Source organism: Salinicola halophyticus (assembly GCF_003206695.1).
GTDB classification, from domain to species: domain Bacteria; phylum Pseudomonadota; class Gammaproteobacteria; order Pseudomonadales; family Halomonadaceae; genus Salinicola; species Salinicola halophyticus.
Genome location: NZ_PZJN01000010.1, coordinates 128,346 through 151,430 on the forward strand (window position 1 = coordinate 128,346; position 23,085 = coordinate 151,430).

22 protein-coding genes are annotated in these 23,085 nt (G+C 62.4%); 11 read left to right on the forward strand and 11 right to left on the reverse strand.

All coding sequences use genetic code 11. The annotated features are described in order from the left end of the window. Positions 1–23: 23 nt before the first annotated feature. From DOM58_RS16615 to DOM58_RS16625, 3 genes are all read left to right on the forward strand, one after another. On the forward strand, positions 24–935 hold the full coding sequence (locus DOM58_RS16615) for an NAD(P)-dependent oxidoreductase (RefSeq protein ID WP_110693803.1): 912 nt from the start codon (positions 24–26) through the stop codon (positions 933–935). Then, positions 932–2,491: an aldehyde dehydrogenase family protein gene (locus tag DOM58_RS16620; protein ID WP_110693804.1), complete on the forward strand. Its 1,560-nt coding sequence runs from the start codon at positions 932–934 to the stop codon at positions 2,489–2,491. The genes DOM58_RS16615 and DOM58_RS16620 overlap by 4 nt, the downstream gene beginning before the upstream one ends. A 231-nt stretch (positions 2,492–2,722) precedes the next feature. After that, positions 2,723–3,595, forward strand: coding sequence for a VOC family protein (locus DOM58_RS16625; protein WP_110693805.1), 873 nt, complete (start codon positions 2,723–2,725; stop codon positions 3,593–3,595). Positions 3,596–3,600: 5 nt separating this feature from the next. Here DOM58_RS16625 and DOM58_RS16630 read toward each other — a convergent pair whose 3' ends face one another. Continuing rightward, positions 3,601–4,527, reverse strand: a complete 927-nt coding sequence (locus tag DOM58_RS16630; protein WP_110693806.1) for a LysR family transcriptional regulator — start codon at positions 4,525–4,527, stop codon at positions 3,601–3,603. 244 nt (positions 4,528–4,771) lie between these two features. Between DOM58_RS16630 and hmuQ the strand changes: the two genes are divergently transcribed. The 3 genes from hmuQ (at position 4,772) to DOM58_RS16645 (ending at position 6,924) form a co-directional block, all read left to right on the forward strand. Beyond that, positions 4,772–5,107, forward strand: a complete 336-nt coding sequence (gene hmuQ, locus DOM58_RS16635) for a heme-degrading protein HmuQ (RefSeq protein WP_110693807.1) — start codon at positions 4,772–4,774, stop codon at positions 5,105–5,107. Then, positions 5,091–5,726, forward strand: a complete 636-nt coding sequence (locus DOM58_RS16640) for a cell wall hydrolase (protein WP_110693808.1) — start codon at positions 5,091–5,093, stop codon at positions 5,724–5,726. Before hmuQ ends, DOM58_RS16640 begins: the two co-directional genes overlap by 17 nt. A gap of 148 nt (positions 5,727–5,874) precedes the next feature. Beyond that, complete coding sequence (locus tag DOM58_RS16645) at positions 5,875–6,924, forward strand: DUF1853 family protein (protein ID WP_110693809.1); 1,050 nt, start codon at positions 5,875–5,877, stop codon at positions 6,922–6,924. On the opposite strand, the gene DOM58_RS16650 is transcribed toward DOM58_RS16645, so the two are convergent. After that, complete coding sequence (locus DOM58_RS16650; RefSeq protein WP_110693810.1) at positions 6,860–7,750, reverse strand: carboxylate/amino acid/amine transporter; 891 nt, start codon at positions 7,748–7,750, stop codon at positions 6,860–6,862. The two genes, DOM58_RS16645 and DOM58_RS16650, sit on opposite strands and share 65 nt — an antisense overlap. Before the next feature lie 28 nt (positions 7,751–7,778). Between DOM58_RS16650 and DOM58_RS16655 the strand changes: the two genes are divergently transcribed. Then, positions 7,779–8,231 (forward strand): DUF6314 family protein, encoded by a 453-nt coding sequence (locus DOM58_RS16655; protein ID WP_157957572.1) that lies wholly within the window; start codon positions 7,779–7,781, stop codon positions 8,229–8,231. 189 nt (positions 8,232–8,420) lie between these two features. Here DOM58_RS16655 and DOM58_RS16660 read toward each other — a convergent pair whose 3' ends face one another. Both DOM58_RS16660 and DOM58_RS16665 read right to left on the reverse strand, forming a co-directional pair. Next, positions 8,421–8,579, reverse strand: a complete 159-nt coding sequence (locus DOM58_RS16660; protein WP_075563162.1) for a YqaE/Pmp3 family membrane protein — start codon at positions 8,577–8,579, stop codon at positions 8,421–8,423. 164 nt (positions 8,580–8,743) lie between these two features. Then, positions 8,744–9,019: a hypothetical protein gene (locus DOM58_RS16665; RefSeq protein WP_188113831.1), complete on the reverse strand. Its 276-nt coding sequence runs from the start codon at positions 9,017–9,019 to the stop codon at positions 8,744–8,746. A gap of 314 nt (positions 9,020–9,333) precedes the next feature. On the opposite strand from DOM58_RS16665, the gene DOM58_RS16670 reads away from it, so the two are divergent. The 3 genes from DOM58_RS16670 (at position 9,334) to DOM58_RS16680 (ending at position 11,153) form a co-directional block, all read left to right on the forward strand. Further along, the gene (locus DOM58_RS16670) at positions 9,334–9,654 is read left to right on the forward strand and encodes a hypothetical protein (RefSeq protein ID WP_110693812.1); all 321 of its coding nucleotides are present in this window, start codon (positions 9,334–9,336) and stop codon (positions 9,652–9,654) included. A 261-nt stretch (positions 9,655–9,915) separates the two neighbouring features. Further along, positions 9,916–10,644 (forward strand): RNA methyltransferase, encoded by a 729-nt coding sequence (locus tag DOM58_RS16675; protein WP_110693813.1) that lies wholly within the window; start codon positions 9,916–9,918, stop codon positions 10,642–10,644. Between the two features lie 101 nt (positions 10,645–10,745). Further along, the gene (locus DOM58_RS16680) at positions 10,746–11,153 is read left to right on the forward strand and encodes a hypothetical protein (RefSeq protein ID WP_245392308.1); all 408 of its coding nucleotides are present in this window, start codon (positions 10,746–10,748) and stop codon (positions 11,151–11,153) included. A gap of 108 nt (positions 11,154–11,261) precedes the next feature. Here the strand turns inward: DOM58_RS16680 and rpsA are convergent, their stop codons facing one another. The 7 genes from rpsA to DOM58_RS16715 all read right to left on the reverse strand — a co-directional run bounded on the left by rpsA (position 11,262) and on the right by DOM58_RS16715 (position 21,914). Continuing rightward, positions 11,262–12,941, reverse strand: a complete 1,680-nt coding sequence (rpsA, locus tag DOM58_RS16685; protein ID WP_075563159.1) for a 30S ribosomal protein S1 — start codon at positions 12,939–12,941, stop codon at positions 11,262–11,264. Between the two features lie 227 nt (positions 12,942–13,168). After that, positions 13,169–13,849, reverse strand: a complete 681-nt coding sequence (gene cmk / locus DOM58_RS16690) for a (d)CMP kinase (protein WP_110693814.1) — start codon at positions 13,847–13,849, stop codon at positions 13,169–13,171. Continuing rightward, positions 13,846–16,083, reverse strand: coding sequence for a bifunctional prephenate dehydrogenase/3-phosphoshikimate 1-carboxyvinyltransferase (locus DOM58_RS16695; protein WP_110693815.1), 2,238 nt, complete (start codon positions 16,081–16,083; stop codon positions 13,846–13,848). The genes cmk and DOM58_RS16695 overlap by 4 nt, the downstream gene beginning before the upstream one ends. A gap of 1 nt (position 16,084) precedes the next feature. Then, the gene (gene pheA, locus DOM58_RS16700; protein WP_075563156.1) at positions 16,085–17,185 is read right to left on the reverse strand and encodes a prephenate dehydratase; all 1,101 of its coding nucleotides are present in this window, start codon (positions 17,183–17,185) and stop codon (positions 16,085–16,087) included. Between the two features lie 63 nt (positions 17,186–17,248). Next, entirely contained in the window at positions 17,249–18,388 is a 1,140-nt protein-coding gene (gene serC / locus DOM58_RS16705) for a 3-phosphoserine/phosphohydroxythreonine transaminase (protein ID WP_110693816.1), read from the reverse strand. An 89-nt stretch (positions 18,389–18,477) separates the two neighbouring features. Next, entirely contained in the window at positions 18,478–21,321 is a 2,844-nt protein-coding gene (gene gyrA / locus DOM58_RS16710) for a DNA gyrase subunit A (RefSeq protein WP_110693817.1), read from the reverse strand. Between the two features lie 161 nt (positions 21,322–21,482). After that, positions 21,483–21,914, reverse strand: a complete 432-nt coding sequence (locus DOM58_RS16715; protein WP_110693818.1) for an acyl-CoA thioesterase — start codon at positions 21,912–21,914, stop codon at positions 21,483–21,485. A 205-nt stretch (positions 21,915–22,119) separates the two neighbouring features. On the opposite strand from DOM58_RS16715, the gene DOM58_RS16720 reads away from it, so the two are divergent. Further along, entirely contained in the window at positions 22,120–23,046 is a 927-nt protein-coding gene (locus DOM58_RS16720) for a recombination-associated protein RdgC (RefSeq protein WP_075563152.1), read from the forward strand. Positions 23,047–23,085 lie beyond the last annotated feature (39 nt).

The following is a 23,085-nucleotide window of genomic DNA, read 5'->3' on the forward strand; positions in this document are numbered from 1 at the left end:
TCAGACCCAGCCTGGAGAACTGCATGAAAATCACCGTCATCGGTCTTGGCCAGATGGGCGGCAACATGGCGCTGACACTCAAGCGCGCCGGCTTCGATGTCACCGGCAGCGACGTGTTCGAAGCCGCCCTCCAACGTCTCGCCGATCAGGGTGTTGACACCGTCACGCCCGACGCGATTCCGGCGAGCGACGTCTATCTGCTGTCACTGCCAACCTCCGATCATGTGCGTGAAGTCATCGAGACGTCCCCGGGCTTGCTCACACTGGCGCCCAGGGGCAGCGCGATCGTCGATACCTCCACCAGCGATCCGGTGGTGAGCCGCGAACTGGCGGCCAAGGTGATCGATGCCGGGCTCGAATGGCTGGACGCGCCGATCAGCGGCGGCCCCAAGGGCGCGGCGAGCGGCAAGCTCGGCATGCTGCTGGGCGGCGACATGGCAACGATCGAGCGCGTCATGCCGATGCTGGAAGCGATGTCCGCCAGACGCACCCACGTGGGCGGCCCGGGCAGCGGCCACGTCGTCAAGCTGGCCAACAACTACCTCTGCGCCGCCCACCTGATCGCCACCGCCGAGGCGGTCACGCTGGCCGCCAAGGCGGGAGTCGACCCGGCGGCCTGCCTGGCCGGTCTTAACAGCGGCTCCGGTCGCAGCGCCATCAGCGAGATCAACTTCCCCGAATGGATTCTCTCCGGGCGCTTCGACTCCGGCTTTACCAGCGGTCTGATGCGCAAGGACCTGCGCCTGGCGCGCGATGCCGCCGCGGGTCTCGACCTCGACCTGGCGCTGTTGGATCAAGTGGTCGCTCGCTGGCACGCCAACGCCGATCGGCCGGCGGATGCCGACGATTTCAATCACATTACCTCGCCGATTCTGGCCCAGGCCGGCATCGATTTCGCCCCTTCCGCCGCCGACGATGAAGAGACCTCCGCATGAATGAACTGAACCGTCAGGCACAGCAAACCCTGCATCGTCTTCTCACCCAATTCGGTTTGTCGCTGGAAGCCGGAGACACGCCCTGCTCCAACTGGATCAATGGCGATCTGGTCACCGGCCAGGGCGATGCCATCAGGCTGACGAACCCGGCGACTGGGGCTGAGCTGATCAACTATCGAGATGCCGGCGCCGAACTGCTGAATCAGGCCGTCGAAGCCGCTGTACGTGCCCAGGTCGAATGGATGGCGCTGACCGCCAGCGAACGGGGTCGACGCATGAACACCGCCGTCCGTCGACTGGAGGGCCACGAAGAAGACCTCGCCCAGCTCGAGAGCGTGATCGCCGGCAAGCCGATTCGCGATTGCCGGGGCGAAGTCGGCAAGGTCCGCGAAATGTTCGAGTACTACGCCGGCTGGTGCGACAAGCAGCATGGCGAAGTCGTCCCGGTGCCTACCTCGCATCTCAACTACGTGCGCCACGTTCCGTTCGGCGTCGTCGGCCAGATCACGCCCTGGAATGCGCCGATGTTCACCTGCGCCTGGCAGCTTGCCCCGGCCCTTGCCGCGGGCAACGGGGTCGTGCTCAAACCCTCGGAGCTAACGCCATTCTCTTCGGTCGTCATCGCCCGCCTGCTCGAATCCGGCGGCCTGCCGCAAGGCCTGATCAACATCGTCAACGGCCTCGGCCCAACCACCGGCGCGGCGCTGACCGGCCATGACGGCATCAGCAAGCTGGTGTTCGTCGGCTCGCCGGATAGCGGCCGCCTGATAGCCGAAGCCGGCGCCCGTCGGCTGGTGCCCAGCGTGCTCGAGCTCGGCGGCAAATCCGCCAATATCATCTTCAGCGATGCCAGGCTCGACGACGCCGTGGCGGGCGCGCAGGCGGCGATCTTCGCGGCGGCCGGGCAGAGCTGCGTGGCCGGCTCGCGACTGCTGATCCAGCGCGACATTTTCGACGCCGTGGTCGAACGCGTCGGCCGTGCTGCCAGCCAGATCGCCGTTGGCCTGCCCGCCGAGGAAGCGACCCGGATGGGACCGCTGCAGAACGCGCGCCAGTTCGAACGCGTGACCGGCATGATCGAACGCGCCTGCGCTGCCGGGGCTCGCATCGTTAGCGGCGGCGCCCGCCCTGCGGACCTGCCAGAAGGGGCGGACGGCTACTATCTCGCGCCCACGGTCCTCGCCGATGTCGATGCGTCGATGGAAATCGCCTGCGAGGAAGTCTTCGGTCCGGTCGTGGTGGCAATGCCGTTCGATGACGAAGCCGATGCCATTCGGCTCGCCAATGCAACTCGCTTCGGCCTCGCCGGTGCCGTCTGGACGCAGGATCCGGCCCGGGCGCATCGCGTCGCCGCTCAGCTGCGCGCCGGCACCGTCTGGATCAACAGCTACAAGGCGATCAATGTGATGTCGCCCTTCGGCGGCTTCCGCGACAGCGGTTTCGGCCGCTCCAGCGGACTCGACGGCTTGCGCGAATACACGATTCCCCAAAGCGTATGGGTCGAGACCGGCCTCGAGGCCAGCGTCGCCATGGGGTATGGCAGCGGCCAAGGGTAGCGATCTGGGCGCGGTCGACAGTAAGAAACCGGCAAGCCTGAGCCATCGGGCTGCCGTGAATCTCGCCTCATGGACCCAATACGTCGAAAGATACCGACCGTGTCGTGGCAGAGCCGGATCGAGAGAGCGGTGCCGAAATGAGAAAAAGCGCGGCCGATCCCGTACCCTACCCATCTCTTATCTCGATATTAGGCAATACTGCAGACAACGACACCATCGGACGGACGGCTCATGAGCTTCGGTATCGATCACCCTTTACTGGCGGTCAGTGATCTCGATCATGCCGCCCGAGCAGCCACGGATCTGGGTTTCACCGTCAACGCGCGCCATCAGCACCCGTGGGGCACGGACAATCATCTGCTGTTTTTCAGCAATAATTTCATCGAATTGATCGGTATCGGGCGCCCCGAATGCCTCGATTACCAGGACGATAACGGCTTCCAGTTCGGCCGGCTGATCGAGGCCCGTCTGAAGGCGGTCGGCGACGGTATCGCCATGGTGGCGCTCGATAGCAACAGCATTCAGCGCGATCATGCGCTGGTGGCATCGCGAGGATTTACCGAGGCGTGTCCGATCATTTTTCGACGCACGACCCACCTGCCAGGCGGACGCGACGAAGAGGTCAGCGTGGCGCTGGATATCCTGCATGATGCAGAACGCCCCTTCCTGACCCAGTTCCTGTGCCAGCAGCTGCGTCCGGAACTGTTTCGTGTCGACCCGACCCAGGAATCGCATGCCAACACCGCCACCTCGATCGCCGACATCTGGTACGTCAGCGATGATCCCGGCTATGACGTCGAATACTTCAGACGCATTCATGGCCCCCAGGCCGTACGCGGCGGCGACACCGAATGGACCATTCATACCCACAAGGGCGACTGCCACCTGCTCGATCGCCGAGCCCTGGCGGAAACCTTCCCCAGCCTGGGGGATCTGGAAGAGCAGCCGCCACGAGCCGTGGCGCTGACGTTGACCTGCCGGGACCTGAATGCCGCCATCACGCAATGGGAAGCTGTCGGCATCGACTACCACCGCCACAGCGAAACTCAGGCCGATATCGCGCCCGGCGTGCTCGGCACGCTGCTGCGTTTCGAGCAGCGCTGAACGTTTCAGTCAGATCGGCCTGACAGCGAGCGGAATGCCTGCATCCACGAACCGAGATGACGCAACAGCTTGAGACTCGCTTGAGGTTGGCGCCGACCCACCCGAGTGACCATGTGGGCCTGGGAATTCTGAAACAGTGCCGACGCCACCGGCAAGGCAACGACATTGCCTTCGCCCAGTTCGTGGGCAACGGCAAAGCGAGGCAGTAGCGTGATGCCCATACCCGCCACCACCGCGCGACGCAGCACGGCCATCGAATTGGTCTCCACGGCCACCTGCGGCCGCAACCCCGCCTGCACGAAGGCCTGATCCACCAATCGGCGCACGCCGTGGCCCGGCTTCCAAAGCGCCATGGGGGTTTCGCTGAGCCGTTGCAGCGAGATCGGCTGCGATTCCCGGGCCAGCGCATGATCCACGGGGCAGATCGCCAGCAGCGGCTGGCCACTGGAAGCCCAGAAGCGAATCTGCGGGTGCACTCGCTCGTGGAACATCAGCCCGATATGTGCCCGATCCTCGACCACGGCTTCGATGATCTCGTCGGTGCTGCCCTGCTCGATGTCCAGACGCACGCCTCGGTAGCGCTCGGCAAAAGCTTTCAGCGGGGCATCGATCAGATCGTTGATGAACCCCTCGCCGACGACCAGCGAGATGGTGCCTGTCTCGAGCCGCTGGTACGCCTCCAGCCGACCGATGAATGCATCGTCGAGGTCTCCTCGCTGGCGACAGTAATCCAGCGCCATCTCGCCCACCGGTGTGGGCCTGATCCCTCTCGGCGTGCGTTCGAGCAGCGGCGCTTCGAAGGCAGATTCCAGCAGTGCAATCTGCCGGCTGACCGCCGACGGCGCGATGCCGAGCCTGGCCGCGGCCTTGCGCAGCGAGCCGGATTCGACCGTGACCCGAAAATAGACCAGGCGCTGATGAGGAATATCCATGGTTGATGACCGAGAAGCGGGAACCGTTGCCTCGATTAGCCCACTAACCCCTGGTGACGTCAACGCCTCGCTCCATCCTGGCTGAGCCTTTCCGGCTCGACTTTTGCCACGGGATGCTGGCAATGTTGTCCAGTCAGGGCTGAAAACGAGCGGCGAAGGTCTTCACACGGCGTCTTTCGCTGACGCCGATGTTCTAACCAGAAGAATGTCTTACCAGGACGATGTCTTAACCAGGAGTCAATGCATGTTCATCGCCATGAACCGCTTTCGCGTCAACCCGGAACGCACCCAGGAATTCGAAACGATATGGCTGGAGCGAGAAACGCACCTTCAGGACCTGCCCGGGTTCGTCGAATTTCAGATGCTGCGTGGCCCCCAGGAAGAAGATCACGTTCTCTACGCCTCACATACCGTGTGGCGCACTCGCCAGCATTTCGAGGACTGGACGCATTCTGAAGCCTTCCGTGCCGCTCATGCCAACGCCGGCCAGAGTCGACGCGAAGGTCTTTATCTAGGCCCGCCCAAGTTCGAGGGTTTCGAGGTCATTCAAACGATCGGCACCGATGACCAGGCTGTCTAATCGGCGATACCGGGGTCTGTCCCGCTACCTTGCGCTAACCGTTCTATTGTTGGGCTGTACTTCAGCGTTGGCCGGGCCGCCGCCCACCAAAGCCGAAATCGCCAGGCAGAAGGCCGAACGGCTCGAGCGGCGCGTCGTCGAAACGGATCAGATAGCGCCGGCTCCCGCCGCGATACGACTCACGCCCGAGGGAACGCAGGCCGTCGATCCCAACGGGCGAGCCCCCCTGGACGACGCGATCACCTGCCTGGCCCGGTCGATCTACTGGGAGGCCAAGGGCACCGACTCGCAAGAAATGCAGGCGGTCGCCAACGTGATCATGAATCGACTGGGCGATCCGACCTTCCCTTCCACGCTGTGCGGCGTCGTTCAGCAGGGTTCGGAGACCGGCCGCTGCCAGTTTTCCTGGTGGTGTGACGGGCGGCCCGACGAAGCCGACGAACCCAAGGAATATACAACGGCCAGAGAAATGGCTCGGCGTGCACTCAACGGAACGCTGCCGGACATCACCCACGGCGCGCAGTTCTTTCATCATCGCAGCATCGGGCCGGGCTGGATGGCGACGCTGGTCAAGACGACACAGACGCACGAGTTCAGTTTCTATCGCCTTCCGGGATGAGCGCGGGCATTGATCGAACGATCTGCCCGCTCCGAATCAACGGACGTCACCGCCGTGGCCGCGAAATCTAGGGGCTAGGCATACGACATCCGGCGCCACGATCGAGCCGCTTCCGACTAAGGCGCCGGACCACACCCATCGAGCCATGATGACTCACGACTCAGAACCTGACGCACTATTCGACGCCTTTCACCCGACGGCAGAGCCGTTGCGCCAGGATCTGGTGCCACTCCGCCAGCTCTGGGTGCGCGACATCGCCTGGCTGCTGCACGCGCCGGATATGGCGACCCTCGATGCGACGTCCGGCTATTTCGGCCGCCCCACATTGGCAGAGCTCGGCCTCGATGAGCCTCGCCGAAGACGTTGCTGGCTGCTGACGCAGGAATCACGCACAGCCAGTTTCGAGGCCCATCATCAGGCGCGCCGTTCCCATCGCCTGGGCATCTATCATGAGTCGCTGTGGCAATGGGTTCTGGATCACGCGCCCCGCACCCGGTTACTGGCCCACAACGTGACGCTGCGCGAGGACAGGCAGACGCTCGGCGAACTCGACCTGCTGTATGCCACCGAAGCGTCCACGGCGACGACTGAAGCCGAGCACGAGCCGCTGATCTACCATGTCGAACTGGCCATCAAGTTCTTTCTTGGCCTACCCGAAGGACCCGGCGACGAACGAAATGCCGCGCGCTGGATCGGCATCGGCAGTTTCGACTCCCTGGCGATCAAATGCCATCGCCTCGAGTTCCATCAGTTACCCAAGGGGCGATCGCCAGCCGCCCAGCATCAGCGCCAGCGGCTCGGCGCCGGAGGACCGCTGCACCAGCGGATCATCATGCCCGGGTTTCTCTATCACCCCTGGCATCAGCGCCTGCCGCTGCCGACGCTAGCCAATGAGGGCGTCTGGCAGGGCCTGTGGTGCTCCCATCGGTGCTGGGCCGCCCTGGCTCGGCGGTTACCCGAGGCGACTACCGGCCACTGGCTGATCAAACCCCACTGGCTCGCGCCACCGATAATGGCGCCGATGTCCCTGGCAGAGCTGAGTGCTGCGCTCGCCGACCACTTTTCGCTTCACGGCTCACCCAGGCATCTGTTGCTGACCCTGCCGGACGGTCGCCATTGCCGGGTTTTCGTGGTCAGGAACGACTGGCCGCCGGCGTTGCCGTTGCCACCCCGCTGCGCTTCGCCCAGCGCGCATTGAGCCACAGCGAACCGGCGAGAATCGCAGCGCCGACGCACAACCGGGCCAGATCGGCGTCACGATTCCAGATCAGCAGATTGACGATCAGACCCGCGGGAATCAGCGCGTTGTTCATGATGGCCAGGGTACCGGCATCGACGCGGCAGGCACCCTTGTTCCAGAGAAAATATCCCAATCCGGAGGCCGCGATCCCCAGCCAGCCCAGCACACCCCACTGCAGCGGCGTGGACGGCAGTTTCGTCGCATCGCCGAGGATCCAGAACGCCGGCACTGCCAGACACAGCGCCCCCAGATAGAACCAGCCGAAAAGGTGGCGATGCGCCACGCCGCTTGGCAAACTGCGCGCCAGATGGCGATAGCCGACCTGGCCAAAAGCGAAACTCAGGTTGGCCCCCTGCACGACCAGAAAACCCAACCAGTAGTCGCTGGTCACGCCGTCGTAGCGAATGACCGCGGCCCCTGCCACGGCCACGATTGCCACCAGCAGGTAGCGCGGCGAAAAGCGTCGTGCCAGCAGATCATCGATCAGGGTGATGTAGAGCGGCGTGAAGATGGTAAACAGCAGGACTTCGGGTACGCTCAGCAACAGGAAGGATTGATAGAAGAAGAGATACATCACGCCAAGCTGCACGCTACCGATCGCCATCAGCCCCAGGCGAACGGGCCAGCGTAATGCGGCGGGGCGCAGAAAGGGAAGAAATACCAATGTCGCCAGGATGATGCGGGTCATGACGGCGAAGTAGCTGTCGACTTGTCCCGAGAGATAGACGCCGATCAGACTGAACGAGAAAGCCCATAGCGCCGTGACGCCAACGAGATACGACATGAACGGTAAACCTTCAAAAGAGCCAAAGTTGACAGCCATTATACGGCTACGTCGACTTTTGCCCAAGCTCTCGCGCTTCGAATTCGACGCACGCTCCGGTGAAGCGTCGCACGTCGGCTGGAACGGTCACGGCGAAGGCTCGCTCGACATCACGCAAGAGGACAACCATGTGCGGTTCTTCGAGTCGGGTACTTTTATGGTCGCCGGTGGGAGTCGTAGCGTTCCCATGCGTAACGTCTACCGCTGGGAGCTCTTTGATGACCGCGTCGGGCTTTTCCACGAAAGACGCGGGGTCGAAGCGGCCGTTCCGCTGTTCGATCTGATCGCGGAGAGCGATGACACTCTGGTCAATGCCGAAGTTCATCAGTGCGCGGCGGACGCCTATAGCGCCAGGCTGGTGCTGACGCCGGAAGGACTGGACCTCGAATGGCGAATCGTCGGTCCGCGCAAGGACGAGCGAATTCTCTATCACTATCGATGATTAATCACTACCGATGATGAATAACTACCGGCGATGAATGGGAGTTCCATCGCGTCTTCAGGAGAGTCAGGAGATCCCCTGAAAAGCCCCTGCTCTGAGACGACGACGGCTTCCCGAAGGAAGCCGTCGTGACTGTCTCGAAGGACTGTCTCGAAGGACTGTTTCGAAGGACTGTGTCGAAGCGGTGCCTCAACGCGTTGCGATGATCCAGATCGCGTGGATGATACCGGGAATATAACCCAGCAGCGTCAGCACGATGTTGATCCAGAACTGCAACCCCAGACCGACCTGCAGGAATACTCCCACCGGCGGTAGAATGATAGCGATAATGATACGAATGATGTCCATGTAGCCTCCTTTGCCCAGAACGACATCTTTATTGATTTTCGACAATCCATTGCGGCGCCTCGAGAATAGAGATCCCACTCCCGAGGGCAAATTGACGAAAGCTTTGGTTACTCTTGCTTCACCCCGTGTAGAGCATAGTGCCCATCAACGCCGAACGCAGCCTTTCATTGATCACGCTCCTTGTCATTTATCTCGCTCTTCGCATCGCGCCCTTTGGCGCGACCCCGATCGCCTACCTTGCTATGGATCGAGCGTGAATCGGAAGCCAGTTCGTCGTGGTGGCGCTCCCAGTCTTCCCAGTCATGCGGCGTTCCACTGCGGGGGCCATGTTCCGCGGCCTCGCGGGCACGGGCCCAGGCTTTCTCCTCGAGCGATTGAGGCTTTTCTTCCTCCTTGTCGAGCGAGATCCCCTGCTTGGCCATGTAGTCTTTTGCATTCATGAGCTGATTCTCCTGTTCGCGCCTGAGCGGTACGACGAACCACTCACATGAGGAGCCGATTTACGGTATCGACTCGTTCACGGCTGCGCCACGACGGCAAAGGCAGTTACGACACTGACCTCTGATATGGCGTCGAAGTCCCGGGAGTTCAAGCCTCCCGCGTCTGAAAGGATTCCAGCCTGAGCAGACTGCCAAGATGAACGACAAAGTGACGAGTGCAAATTCTGCGGACAAATGGAGACTATGCACTATAGTTAATGTGTCTTGACCGTAGTAAAGCGCGATGCCGTTCTCCTCCACAAAAGGAATTTGTCATGAGAAAGAATCTGATCACCGCTTCACTGACCGCCCTGATGCTGATGGGTTTCGCTGGCGGCGCCATGGCGCAGAGCGATGCAATGCAGGAAGCCGAGAACGCCAATGACAAGCCTCTCGCCGAAGGCAGCGGCGTGACCGCCTCCGGCAAGGAAGATACCGACAAGGAAAGCGGCCACAGCGATGCCGCCAACCAGTCGCTCGATGCCGTCGACTCCGAGACCGATGAAGCCACTGATGTTTCCGACTCGAAAGAACTGGACGACATCAACGCCGAGGGCCAGAGCGACGCCGCAGGGGACGCTATAGAAAGCCAGTAACTTTCAATAGTCAGGAGCTTTCGATAGCTAGAAACTTTCGAAAATCAGAAACTTCCGAATGCCAGTTCCTGATTATTGTCAGATAGCTTCAACACGCTTGAAACCAGTGACGAACCCACCCTTCCGGTGGGTTTCGTCGTTATAGGGCTCAGCGCGTGGGATAGCGGTAACGCAGCAACCGGCTCCCGCCGGATTTCCATTTATGTCAGACTTCGCCTTTCTTTTGTTATCAGGCCTTTGTCAGCAGGAGCCCTTCCACGCATGCTGGATCGCATTCGCATCGTTCTCGTCCAGACTTTCCATCCCGGCAACATCGGTGCCAGCGCACGTGCCATGAAGACCATGGGCCTGAGCGATCTGGTACTGGTGTCGCCACGCCAGTTTCCCGATGAAGAAGCGACTCGGCTCGCCGCTGGCGCGACCGATCTCATCGACGACTGCCGTGTCGTCGAAACGCTTTCCGAGGCGATCGGCGACTGTGTCCAGGTCATCGGTGCCAGCGCTCGTCTACGCAGCCTGCCCCTTCCCTGCTACCACGCGCCGGATCTCATGGCAGCGGAGCTGTGGCAGCGCCTACCGGAAGGGCCCGTCGCGATCATTTTCGGGCGAGAGCGCTACGGGTTGACCAACGAGGAAATCGGCCACTGCACCCATCAGTTGAATATCCCCGCCAATCCCGACTATGGCGTGCTGAACCTTTCCCAGGCGGTGCAGATCGTCGCTTATGAAGCGTTCAGACAGTCCCGAATGCACGGAGAGGCGCAACAGACCCCCAGAGCGGCCGGCCCCTATCCTACCGTCGAGCAGCTCGAACACTTCTATGGTCATCTCCATCGAGCCCTGGATAGCGCCGGGTTCCTGACCCAGCCCCATGCCAAGACGGAGGCCCATCTTCGAGCGCTGTTTACCCGCGCCGAACCCAGCCGCAAGGAGCTATCGATTCTGCGTGGGGTTCTCAATGCGCTGGAAAGCCGCAGTCCATCAGAGTGAAGGGAATACGCTGGGTGCCTCGGAAAAACCGCCCCGAAAAAGCACTTTGACAGTGGAGCCGTCGCGATAGAGAATGGGAATCACTCTCATCAAAAATGGCGATGACGACGATGATAACCGAGCGCTCCCAGCTCTACTACACCTGCGTCTTTCTCCAGGTGTCGTTCCGGGCCATTGGGAATTCGATAACGGCGGCCGACGATGAAACTCGGCGTTGCTGGCTGGACGCCCAGACACTGCAATTGCTGCTCGGTGAACTCCAGCGCTGCCGCCAACAGGCATCGCCGTTTCGCGATCTTCACTCGCCGCTGGACCAGGCAATCTATCACTGCGGTCTGCTGATGGCCCAGTGCCCCGGGGCCCTCGATCAGCGACTGTGTCGGCATCATCTCGACGCTATTTGCCTGCCACTGGGCCAGGCCATCGACCAGCTCGCCGGAAAGCCGACGCTGGCGACAAAACCATCACCCAAAGCAGACCGGCGATTTCGCCACTGGTTCGGGCGCTGAGCGCCTCGGGCTCGAACCGATTGACCACATGGTTATGCCTGACGGTGACGCATAAAAAAACAGCGCCCGGAGGCGCTGTTTTCTGAGGGATAGAACTAATTTAGAGAATCAGTCCTGGCCCATCTGCTGCTTGATCAGATCACCGATGGTAGTCGGGCCGTTGGGCTCCGCTTCCTGGTCACGCGTCTTGCCCGGCGCACGACGCGGCGCCTCGACCTGGTCTTTCGCCTTGATCGAGAGATTGATCACGCGGCTCTTGCGATCCACGCTGACAATCCGTGCTTCGACGCTGTCGCCTTCGTTCAGCACGTTGCGCGCGTCTTCGACACGGTCAGCGCTGATTTCGGAGGCCTTGAGCACGGCCACGACATCAGTCGCCAGCTCGACATGGGCTTCCTTGGCATCGACTTCGACGATGCGGCCCGTAACGAGCGCGCCCTTGTCGTTGACGGCCAGGAACTCGGAGACCGGATCGGACTCGAGCTGCTTGATGCCCAGCGAGATGCGCTCACGCTCCGGATCGATCGACAGGATGACCGCTTCCGCTTCATCGCCCTTCTTGAACTGACGAACCGCTTCTTCGCCGGTTTCGCTCCAGGAGATGTCGGAGAGGTGAACCAGACCGTCGATGCCGCCTTCAAGACCGATGAAGATACCGAAGTCGGTGATCGACTTGATGGTGCCGGCAACGCGGTCGCCCTTGTTGTAACGGCCGCTAAAGTCTTCCCACGGGTTGGTGGTGCACTGCTTGATACCCAGGGAAATACGACGACGCTCTTCGTCGATGTCGAGAATCATGACTTCGACTTCATCACCGACCTGAACCACCTTGGACGGATGGATGTTCTTGTTGGTCCAGTCCATTTCAGAGACGTGAACCAGACCTTCGACACCCTCTTCCAGCTCGGCGAAGCAGCCGTAGTCGGTCAGATTGGTGACGCGAGCGTTGACCTTCATGCCTTCCGGATAGCGGTCGACGATGTTGACCCACGGATCTTCGCCCAGCTGCTTGAGACCCAGAGAAACGCGGTTACGCTCACGGTCGAACTTGAGCACCTTGACATTGATCTCGTCGCCGACGGCAACGATTTCGCTCGGATGCTTGATACGCTTCCAGGCCATGTCGGTGATGTGCAGCAGGCCATCGACGCCGCCGAGGTCGACGAAAGCGCCGTAGTCGGTCAGGTTCTTGACGATACCGATGATCTGCTGGCCTTCCTGCAAAGTGGCGAGCAGCGCTTCACGCTCGGCACTGTTCTCGGCTTCGAGCACGGCACGGCGGGAAACGACGACGTTATTGCGTTTCGGGTCGAGCTTGATGACCTTGAAGTCCAGCTCTTTGTGCTCGAGGTGCGCGGTATCGCGGACCGGACGCACGTCGACCAGTGAACCCGGCAGGAAGGCGCGGATAGAGGCGACGTCGACGGTGAAACCACCCTTGACCTTGCCGTTGATCACGCCCTTGACGATCTCGTCCTTCTCGAAGGCCGCTTCCAGCTCTTTCCACGCTTCGGCGCGCTTGGCCTTCTCGCGTGACAGGCGAGTCTCGCCGAAACCATCTTCGACGGCTTCCAGCGCGACCTTGACTTCGTCACCGACCGCAATGGTCATTTCGCCATTGTCGTCGCGGAACTGCGCCACGGGGATCTGCCCCTCGGACTTCAGGCCAGCGTTAACAGTGATCCAGTCGCCTTCGATGTCAACCACGGTCGCCATGACGATGGCACCGGGTTCCATGTTGATGTCCTGGAGAGACTGTTCAAATAACTCAGCAAAGCTTTCGCTCATGTGATTCCTACGTGATCAACGTTGATGACGGTCAAACCGTCTTCCTCCGTACCACCAGCGAGCACGGGCCTTATCGACATATCCCTGGGGATGTTAGCGCTGGTTCGACCTGCAACGACTTGCCAGTCGGATCGTTGCACGTCATGACATCTTGCCAGGGGCCCCGGAACGGAAGTGCGTCGTCAGCTGGTGCCGTCCAAAACCGATCGTCGCCAATCCTGCAGGCTTCAGACCAGGTTCCGTTCGGCGAGCAGCGTCTCGATACGCTCCACGACTTCCGGTATATCCAACTGCGTCGTGTCCAGCTCCACCGCGTCTTCAGCGGGTTTGAGCGGAGCCACGGCACGCTGCATATCACGCGCATCGCGCGCTTGGATTTCTTTCAAAAGGGTCGAGAGTCTAGCATCTTCCCCTCCCTGCTGCAATTGGAGCAAGCGTCGCCGCGCCCGCTCCTCGGCGGAGGCGGTCAGGTAGATCTTGAGCGAGGCGTCGGGAAAGACCACCGTTCCCATGTCGCGGCCGTCGGCGACCAGCCCGGGCGCCTGACAAAAATCCCGCTGACGCTGGAGCAGTGCCTCGCGTACCGGGGGCAGCGCCGCGACCTGGGAAGCGGCACTACCGACCCCCTCGCTGCGAATCGCCTGGGTCACGTCGTCGCCTTCCAGCAGAATCTGCATCGCGCCATTCTCGACCGCGAACACCACGTCGAGATTCTGGGCCTGCTCAGAGAGCGCCCGGGCGTCATCGACGGCAACGCCATTGCGCAGCGCGGACAGCGCGGTCAGTCGATAGAGCGCGCCGCTGTCCAGCAGATGCCAGCCCATGTGTTCGGCGATCATCCGACTGATGGTGCCCTTGCCGGCGCCACCCGGGCCATCGATAGTGACGATTGGTGCGGCCTCGCTCATGTCGGGGCCTCCGTCAGTTCGAGCCCGACCCTGTTCGCCAGTGAAACGAATCCCGGGAAAGACGTCGCCACGTTGGCACAGTCGTCGATAGTGATCGGGCCGTCGGCGCGTAGCGCGGCAATGGTAAAGGCCATGGCGATACGATGATCGCCCAGGCTATCGACCTGACCACCTCGATAGTTGGCGGCGTCGCCACCCTTGCCGACGACATCGATACCGTCATCGTAGACGGTGGTGTCGACGCCCAGGATGGTGAGACCGTCGGCCATCGCCTGGATCCGATCGGACTCCTTGACGCGAAGTTCCTCGGCGCCCCGTAGCCGGGTCGTGCCCTCGGCGTTGGCCGCGGCGACGAACAGCGCTGGGAACTCGTCGATCGCCAGCGGCACCTGGTCGACGGGAATGTCGATCCCCTTCAACGGCGCGTAGCGAATGTTTAAATCGGCGACCGGTTCGCCGCCGACTTCCCGCGGATTTTCCAGCCGCAGATCGGCGCCCATCGCCTTGAGAATATTGATCACGCCGATACGGGTCGGGTTGACGCCGACGTGCTCGAGGACGAGATCGGAACCCGGCGTGATGGCCGCGGCGACCAGAAAGAAAGTCGCCGACGAGATGTCGGAGGGCACGTCGATCGGCGCGCTGGTGAGCTCGCCGCCGCCCTGCAGCATCGCCAGGTCGCCATCGCGGTCGACCTGGTAACCGAAGCCGTTGAGCATGCGCTCGGTGTGATCGCGGGTCGGTGCCGGTTCCCGCACGCGGGTCTCGCCCTCGGCGTAGAGACCGGCCAGCAGCAGGCAGGATTTAACCTGGGCGCTGGCCATCGGCATGTCGTAGTCGATGCCTTTCAGCGGCTGACCGCCGTGAATCTTCAGCGGCGGGCGTCCGCCTTCGGCGGTATCGATCTTCGCCCCCATCAGCCGCAGCGGATCGGCGACTCGTGCCATCGGCCGCTTGGTCAGCGAGGCATCGCCGGTCAGCTCGGTATCGAATGCCTGCCCGGCGAGAAGGCCGGTAAACAGACGCATGGCGGTGCCGGAATTGCCGACGTAGATCGGCCCCGCCGGCTTTTTCAGTCCATTCAGGCCCACGCCGTGGATGGTCACGCGCCCCTGGTGCGGGCCTTCGATCGCCACGCCCATGTCACGGAACGCCTGCAGCGTCGCCAGACTATCCTCGCCCTCGAGGAAGCCCTTGACCTCGGTAATACCGTTGGCCAACGCCCCGAGCATGATCGAGCGATGAGAAATGGACTTGTCGCCGGGAACGCGAATTCGGCCGCTGACCGAACCGCCGGGCGACACCCGGTACTGAACCTGTCGTGCTTCCATGGTCTGATAACTCGTCTGATTCAACAGCGTTTCGAAATAATGTCTGGCGTGGCTGGCCCGGTCGAACGTGCCCAGCATGGCGTCGCTATCGCCCTGCTCCACGGCCGTCCGCAGCCGGGCGAGCCCGGCCTCGAAATCGTCCAGCGCCGCCAGCAGTGCGCCGCGATTGGCGGTGAAGATGTCGCGCCACATGACCGGATCGCTGCCGGCGATCCGGGTGAAGTCGCGAAAACCACCGGCCGCATAGCGAAAGATATCCAGGCGCTCGTCCTGCCGCGCCAGGGTATCGACCAGCGAAAACGCCAGCAGGTGCGGCAGGTGGCTGGTTCGCGCGAGCACCTGGTCATGTCGGTCCACCGGCATCTCCAGCACTTCGGCGCCACAGCGTTGCCAGAGTGCGCGCACGGTGGCGACGGCGCGAGGCGCCGTGACAGCTTCCGGGGTCAGAATGACCTTGTGATGACGATAGAGCTCGGGATTGGCCGCGGCCACACCGCTCTTCTCGGAGCCGGCGATCGGATGACCGGGCACGAAATGCGGCGGCATATGGCCGAAGGCTTCTCGCGCCGCATCGCAGACCCGGCGCTTGGTGCTGCCGACGTCGGTCAGGATGCGATCGCCGATCAGCGCCACCAGCTGCGCGAAAACCTGACTCATGGCCAATACCGGCACCGCCAGCACGACGACATCGCTCTTGGCCACCAATGGGGCCAATTCGCCACCGCCCTCGTCGATCAATCCCATCTCGAGCCCGGTGGCGATCTCGTCGGGATTCGGGTCGCATGCCAGGATTCGGCCGCGATAGCCATTGGCCTTGAGCGCGGCGGCCAGCGAGCCGCCGATCATGCCGAGCCCCACGATCAGCAGCGTCGGCTCGACAACCGTTGTATCGCCTCCCCCCATCCTAAAGCACACCCACCGGATAGGAGCCGAGCACTTTCATGTCCTGAGCGCGACGGCGGACTTCATCCAGCACGCTGGCGATCTCGGGCTGATCGAGATGGCCCTTGAAATCGATGAAGAACACGTAGTTCCAGGCGCCGGTTCGAGACGGTCGCGTCTCTAGCCGTGTCATGTCGACTCCGTGGCGATGGAACGGCTCGAGCAGACCGTGAAGCACACCGGGCTCGTTGCGCATGGCGACCACCACCGTGGTCTTGTCGGTACCCGAGGGCGGCACCAGCTCGTTGCCGATGATCAGAAAGCGCGTGGAGTTGTCCGGGCGGTCCTCGATCTTCTCGGCGACGTGATCGAGCCCGTAGAGCTGGGCGGCCATGTCGCCGGCGATCGCCGCGCTGTGCCACTCGGTCTTGACCAGCCGCGCGGCTTCGGCGTTGGACGATACCGCGACGCGCTCGGCGTGCGGATAGTGCGCGTCCAGCCACTTGCGGCACTGGGCGAAGGATTGCGGATGCGAGTAGATCCGCGAGATCTTGTCGCGGCGGGTCACGCTCGACATCAGCAGATGATGGTGAATGCGCAGCACCACCTCACCACTGATATGCAGGCCGGAATCCATGAAGGAATCCAGCGTGTTGTTGACCACGCCCTCGGTAGAGTTTTCGACTGGCACTACGCCATAATTGACCGCGCCCGCCTCGACTTCGCGGAAGACCTCGTCGATCGCCGCCATCGGCAGGCTGATCGCGCTGTGACCGAAGTGCTTGAGCGCCGCCTGCTGGGTAAACGTCCCTTCCGGACCGAGATACGCCACCTTGATCGGCTTTTCCAGCGCCAGACATGCCGACATGATCTCGCGAAACAGCCGCGCCATCTCCTCGCTGTGGAGCGGCCCGGGGTTGTTCTCCATCACCCGGCGCAGCACCTGGGCCTCGCGTTCGGGGCGATAGAACACCGCATCGGGGTCATCCGCCGTCTTGACGTGGGCCACCTGGGCGGCGCATTCAGCCCGCTCGCTGATCAGGCGCAGCAGCTCGCCGTCGATGGTATCGATGCGTTGCCGCAAGGCCGCGAGATCCAGCGGCGAGTTCGGGGAGTCACTCATGACCGTTTCCTGATTGACTGTATCCTGATGCCCGTATTGCCAAGGCGTTGGATGACGCTGCGCTCAACCGCGGCGGCGCTCGAAATCCTGCATGAAGGTGATCAGCGCCTGGACATCGGCTTCACTGACCGCATTGTAAAGGCTCGCGCGCATCCCGCCGACGCTGCGATGCCCCTTGAGGTTGAGAAGCCCCGCCGACTCGGCTTCGCTCAGAAAGACGGAATTCAACGACTCGTCCGCCAGCGTGAACGGCACGTTCATGATCGAGCGGTTGACCGGATCGATCGGATTGGCATAGAAGTCGCTGGTGTCGATCGCGGCGTAGAGTGCCTCGCACTTGCGTCGGTTGATCGTCTCCATCTCGTTCAGCCCGCCGATGTCGTGCTTGAGCCACTGAAACACCAGACCGGCCAGATACCAGGCGTAGGTCGGCGGCGTATTGATCATCGAATCGTTGTCGGCGTAGACCTTCCAGCCCAGCAGCGACGGCGTCTGCGGCAGCGCCCGCTCGAGCAGGTCGTCGCGCACGATGACCACCGTGATACCGGCGGGGCCGATATTCTTCTGCGCCCCGGCGTAGATGACGCCATAGCGACTGACATCCAGCGGCGTCGACAGAATCGACGACGACATGTCGCAGACCAGCGGCACCTCGCCATTCGCCCCGTCGACCTGAGGCACGTAGTCGTAGGCCAGGCCACCGATGGTCTCGTTATGACAGTAATGCAGATAGGCAGCGTCGGCGGAGAGCGCGATCTCGTCCGGGCGCGGTACGTGAACGTAACCGTTGCCGCGGGTCGAGCCGGCAATGTGAGGACCTGCCAGATGCTTATTCGCGAGATTCAGATGCTTATTCGCGAGATCCAGATGCTCGGCTTCCTTGATCGCCTTGCCGGACCAGATGCCGGTATCCAGGTAGTTGGGTGACCCGCCCGGCCCCAGCAGATTGAGCGGCACACAGGCGAACTGCATCGTCGCGCCGCCCTGCATGAACAGCACCCGGTAGTTGTCGGGAATCGCCAGCAGATCGCGAAAATCCTGTTCTGCCTGAGCGGCGATCGCCTCGAAGGTCGGACTGCGGTGACTCATTTCCATCACCGACGCGCCCTGCCCGCGATAATCGAGCATCTCTTCGCGGGCGCGCTCCAGAACCGCGGTCGGCATCGCCGCCGGACCCGCGCAGAAATTGTGCAGACGTGTCATTGCCAGAATTCCTAGAAGTTGTCCGAAACTCGTCAACGGCTGAAAAACGTGCCACTGCCAGCGCCCCGGCTTGGCCGGGGCGCCTCACTTCACTCGCCGCGCGGCTCGTCGTCGTTCGAGCCATTGCCGTCCACCCCGTCGTCGTCCGCCTCGGCGTCGCGATCAGTGTCGGACTCGTCAGCGGTGTCGTCGGCGGTCCCGGAGCCCGGCTGATCGGCGTCAACCGTCTCGGCGTCCGTCGCTTCGGCATCGACCGCTTCGTCGTCGAGCAGCTCGTCGTCCTGAGGCTCGTCGTCCTGAGGCTCGTCGACACGCACGGTCTTGACCAGATGCTCGTCGTCGCCCGTCCGAATCAGCGTGACACCCTGAGTGTTACGCGAGCTGATCGAGACTTCGGCGACACGCGTGCGGACCAGCGTACCGCGGTCGGTGATCAGCATCATCTCGTCGCTCGAGCGCACCTGCATCGCGGCCACCAGCGAGCCGTTACGTGCAGTCGTCTGCATCGCGATCACGCCCTGGCCACCTCGACCACGGAGCGGGAACTCCTCGAGCCGGGTCCGCTTGCCGTAGCCATTCTCAGAGCCGGTCAGAATGTAGATCTGCTCGTCATTGACGGAGACATTGCCATCACTATCGCCGGCATCGGTCGGGCTGTCGGACTCGGCGTCGGCTTCGGCATCGATGGTCTGGCTCTGGGGAATGATCAGGCTGATCACCTGGGCGCCGTCGAGCAGGCGCATCCCGCGCACGCCGCGGGCGGTACGGCCCATGGCGCGCACGTTGCCTTCCTCGAAGCGGATCGCCTTGCCGTTGGAAGAGAGCATCATCACGTGATCCGAACCGGAGGTGATCGCGGCACCGATCAAACGGTCACCCTCGTCGATGTCGATGGCGATCAGACCGACGCTACGCGGGCGGGAGAACTGATCCAGCGACGTCCGCTTGACCGTACCGTTCGCGGTGGCGAAGAAGATGTAGCTGTCGGCGCGATACTCGCGCACCGGCAGGACCGCACTAATCGACTCGTCGGCGTCCAGCGGCAGCAGATTGACCAGCGGCTTGCCGCGCGAGCCGCGGCTGGCGTTGGGCATCTCGTAGGTCTTGAGCCAGTACACCTTGCCGCGGCTGGAGAACAGCAGCATGGTGTCATGGGTCGAGGCGACCACCAGATGTTCGATGACGTCTTCGTCCTTCATGCTGGTCGCCGATTTGCCGCGGCCGCCACGTTTCTGCGCCTGGTAATCGGTGATCGGCTGGGTCTTGGCATAGCCGCCACGCGACAGCGTGACCACCATGTCTTCCTCGGCGATCAGATCTTCCATGGAGAGGTCGAGACGACTGGTGTGGATCTCGGTCCGGCGGTCGTTGCCGAACTGATCGCGAATCGACTCCAGCTCCTCGCGGATGACCTCGAGCAGGCGATCCGGCGAGGCCAGAATATGGTTAAGCTCGGCGATCTTCTCGAGAATGCTCAGGTACTCGTCGAGCAGCTTCTCGGTCTCCAACCCGGTCAGACGGTGCAGACGCAGTTCCAGAATCGCCTGGGCCTGCGCCGGGGAGAGCCGATACATGGCGCTGTCGTCGGACAGCCCGTAGGGTCTTTCGCCAGCGCCCTCTTCGAGATCTTCCGGCTTGCACGACGTGGCGCCGGCGCGCTCGAGCATCCCGGTCACCTGACCCGGCTGCCAGTCGCGGCCCAGCAGCTTCTCCTTGGCCTCGGCCGCATTGGGCGACGCCTTGATCAGCTCGATAACCTCATCGATGTTGGAGATCGCCACCGTCAGACCTTCGAGCAGATGACCGCGCTCGCGAGCCTTGCGCAGCTCGAAGAGCGTGCGGCGGGTGACGACTTCACGCCGGTGACGCACGAAGGCTTCGAGCAGCTGCTTGAGGTTGAGCGTCTTGGGCTGGCCGTTGTCGAGCGCGACGATGTTGATCCCGAACACGTTCTCGAGCTGGGTATGCGCGAACAGATTGTTGACGACGACGTCGCCGGACTCGCCGCGCTTGATCTCGATCACCACCCGCAGGCCGTCCTTGTCGGACTCGTCGCGCAGCTCGGCGATGCCCTCGACCCGCTTCTCTTTCACCAGTTCGGCGATCTTCTCGATCAGCCGCGCCTTGTTGACCTGATAAGGCAGCTCGGTGATGACGATATGGTCACGACCGCTCTTCTTGTCGAACTCGACGGTGTGCTTGGCACGCACATAGATGCGCCCGCGACCCGTCCGATACGCCTCGAGAATACCGGCGCGGCCATTGATGATACCGGCGGTGGGGAAATCGGGGCCGGGGATATACTCCATCAGATCGTCGATCGTCAGGGTGTAATCGTCGATCAGCGCCAGACAGCCGTTGATCACCTCGACCATGTTGTGCGGGGGAATGTTGGTCGCCATGCCGACGGCGATGCCGGAGGCACCGTTGATCAGCAGGTTCGGCACCTTGGTCGGCAGCACCTCGGGAATCCGCTCGGTGCCGTCGTAGTTGTCGACCCAGTCGACGGTGTCCTTCTCGAGATCGGCGAGCAACTCGTGAGAGAGCCGCGACATGCGCACCTCGGTGTAACGCATCGCGGCGGCGTTGTCGCCATCGATGGAACCGAAGTTGCCCTGGCCGTCGATCAGCACGTGACGCATCGAGAAGTGCTGGGCCATCCGCACGATAGTGTCGTAGACCGCACTGTCGCCGTGGGGATGATACTTACCGATCACATCGCCAACCACGCGCGCCGATTTCTTGTAGGCCTTGTTCCAGTCGTTGCCGAGCTCGTGCATGGCATAAAGCACACGCCGGTGGACCGGCTTCAAGCCATCGCGGACGTCAGGCAGTGCCCGCCCGATGATGACGCTCATCGCATAGTCCAAATAGGACTGCTTGAGCTCATCTTCGATGTTGACTGGCAGAATTTCTCTGGCGATATCACCCATGGGTCGTCAAATCCTTTGCACCGCTGCCACGACCGGAGTCCGGCCGTGGCAGCGTTAATAAAGCCCCGGCAAGGCGACTGAGAGGCTCAGCCGCACAATCATGGGATAATACCATTTCAGGGGCTTCAAAGGCAGGCGTTGACGCGCTTTGAGCGGGTTTTCTACGTCGCTTCGGGTATCGCCACTACCAGCGGCCCCAGTCGCTCCGCCCATTCGCCCGTCATCGGGATCACCTGGGCGCTCTGCTGATCGAGCAGCACGAAGGTCAACGAGGCCGCCACCACCAGCTCGCCGCTGCCGACGTGAGTGATCCGATGCCCGACGACACCGCTGCGGCCGCCGATTCTAGTCAGGCAGGTCTCGACCTCGAGATCGTCGTTCATCACCGCCGCCCGGCGGTAATCGATGTTGAGATTGACCGCGACCAGCGCCACGCCCTGGGCCAGCCCCTCGGCGAATTCGGGATGGGCATCGACGTAGGCCCAGCGCCCCTCCTCGAGAAATTCCAGATAGCGGGCATGATTGACGTGGCCGTAGCCATCGAGATGGAAGCCGCGAACGCGGACAGCGGTCACGGTAGTGCGTGAATCCATGGAAGCCTCTCCTGGTTGGGCGCAAGGTTTTGACGTCGCTCGTCGCTCGTAGCTCGTAGCTCGTAGCTCGTAGCTCGTAGCTCGTAGCTCGTAGCCAAAAACATACGCCCGTTTGAAACAGGCGCGCAAATATCAAAGGTCCATCTCGGTAGTAACAGCTGGGTCATTTCGCCATAATATGCCTCCTTTCAAACGGAACTGGCGCATGTGGTTCAAGCATTGTCATCTGTATCGCTGCCATGACGTCGAGGTCCTCTCGCTAGAGGATCTGGAAACCGCATTGGCAGAATTCGCATTTCGCCCCGTCTCCCCGCGCGAGGCACGGCGGGTCGGCTGGAGTGCACCGGCAGGCCGTCGCAGCGAACAGCGCGCGCATGAAATCCAGGGCCATCGGCTGCTGTCGATGCTGCGCCAGGAACGCCTGCTGCCGGCCGCGGTGATCAACGACGAAGTCAACGAACGCAGCGAGGAGCGCGAACAGGCCGAGGGCCAGCCGCTGTCACGGCGCGAACGTCAACTGCTCAAGGAGCAGGTGATGGAGGAACTACTGCCGCAGGCTTTCACCCGCACCCAGCGGGTCGAACTGTGGTGGGACACTCGCAAGCGCCTGATCGGCATCAACGCGTCCAGCCGCAAGCGCGCCGAAGAAGTGCTGGACCTGCTGCGTCAGTCGCTGGGTTCGCTCAAGGTCACTCCCCTGGCGACTAAAACGCCGCCGGCACGGGGGATGACCCAGTGGCTGAGCGATCCGGCCAGCCGCCCCGCCAGCCTGTTGCTGGGCGACCAGGTCGAGTTGCGCGCCGCCGAGGACGACGGCGTGCTGCGCGCCCGCAAGGTCGATCTCGACAGCGAGGAGATTCAGTCGCTGCTCGAGAACGGGCGCCAGGCGAGCCAGCTGAGCCTGGGGAGCGAAGGCCAGCTTCGCGTCATGCTGCACGACGATCTGGCGCTCAAGTCGCTGCAGTTCGACGACGCGCTGCTGGACGAAGCCAGCCAGAGCGACAGCGGAGAGGACCCGATCGTGAGTCTGGAGACGGACTTCGCGCTGATGTCGCAGACGCTTTCCACCTTCGTCGACCAACTCATCGAATGGCTGGGCGGTGAAGCCGACCCGGCAACGCCGACACCATGACGCCACGATCCAATACCGACAACAATACCGTGCCCGGTA

Bases quoted from the DNA above. Each gene is read 5' to 3' on its own strand.
- serC (WP_110693816.1), bottom strand. From the start codon at position 18,388: ATGACACGTCTGCACAATTTCTGCGCGGGTCCGGCGGCGATGCCGACC.
- cmk (WP_110693814.1), bottom strand. From the start codon at position 13,849: ATGAGCGAGGCCGCACCAATCGTCACTATCGATGGCCCGGGTGGCGCC.
- DOM58_RS16650 (WP_110693810.1), bottom strand. From the start codon at position 7,750: ATGTCGTATCTCGTTGGCGTCACGGCGCTATGGGCTTTCTCGTTCAGT.
- hmuQ (WP_110693807.1), top strand. From the start codon at position 4,772: ATGTTCATCGCCATGAACCGCTTTCGCGTCAACCCGGAACGCACCCAG.
- gyrA (WP_110693817.1), bottom strand. From the start codon at position 21,321: ATGGGTGATATCGCCAGAGAAATTCTGCCAGTCAACATCGAAGATGAG.
- DOM58_RS16720 (WP_075563152.1), top strand. From the start codon at position 22,120: ATGTGGTTCAAGCATTGTCATCTGTATCGCTGCCATGACGTCGAGGTC.
- DOM58_RS16630 (WP_110693806.1), bottom strand. From the start codon at position 4,527: ATGGATATTCCTCATCAGCGCCTGGTCTATTTTCGGGTCACGGTCGAA.
- DOM58_RS16615 (WP_110693803.1), top strand. From the start codon at position 24: ATGAAAATCACCGTCATCGGTCTTGGCCAGATGGGCGGCAACATGGCG.
- DOM58_RS16680 (WP_245392308.1), top strand. From the start codon at position 10,746: ATGACGACGATGATAACCGAGCGCTCCCAGCTCTACTACACCTGCGTC.
- DOM58_RS16670 (WP_110693812.1), top strand. From the start codon at position 9,334: ATGAGAAAGAATCTGATCACCGCTTCACTGACCGCCCTGATGCTGATG.
- DOM58_RS16660 (WP_075563162.1), bottom strand. From the start codon at position 8,579: ATGGACATCATTCGTATCATTATCGCTATCATTCTACCGCCGGTGGGA.
- DOM58_RS16675 (WP_110693813.1), top strand. From the start codon at position 9,916: ATGCTGGATCGCATTCGCATCGTTCTCGTCCAGACTTTCCATCCCGGC.
- DOM58_RS16665 (WP_188113831.1), bottom strand. From the start codon at position 9,019: ATGAATGCAAAAGACTACATGGCCAAGCAGGGGATCTCGCTCGACAAG.
- rpsA (WP_075563159.1), bottom strand. From the start codon at position 12,941: ATGAGCGAAAGCTTTGCTGAGTTATTTGAACAGTCTCTCCAGGACATC.
- DOM58_RS16640 (WP_110693808.1), top strand. From the start codon at position 5,091: ATGACCAGGCTGTCTAATCGGCGATACCGGGGTCTGTCCCGCTACCTT.
- DOM58_RS16715 (WP_110693818.1), bottom strand. From the start codon at position 21,914: ATGGATTCACGCACTACCGTGACCGCTGTCCGCGTTCGCGGCTTCCAT.
- DOM58_RS16695 (WP_110693815.1), bottom strand. From the start codon at position 16,083: ATGGGGGGAGGCGATACAACGGTTGTCGAGCCGACGCTGCTGATCGTG.
- DOM58_RS16625 (WP_110693805.1), top strand. From the start codon at position 2,723: ATGAGCTTCGGTATCGATCACCCTTTACTGGCGGTCAGTGATCTCGAT.
- pheA (WP_075563156.1), bottom strand. From the start codon at position 17,185: ATGAGTGACTCCCCGAACTCGCCGCTGGATCTCGCGGCCTTGCGGCAA.
- DOM58_RS16620 (WP_110693804.1), top strand. From the start codon at position 932: ATGAATGAACTGAACCGTCAGGCACAGCAAACCCTGCATCGTCTTCTC.
- DOM58_RS16645 (WP_110693809.1), top strand. From the start codon at position 5,875: ATGACTCACGACTCAGAACCTGACGCACTATTCGACGCCTTTCACCCG.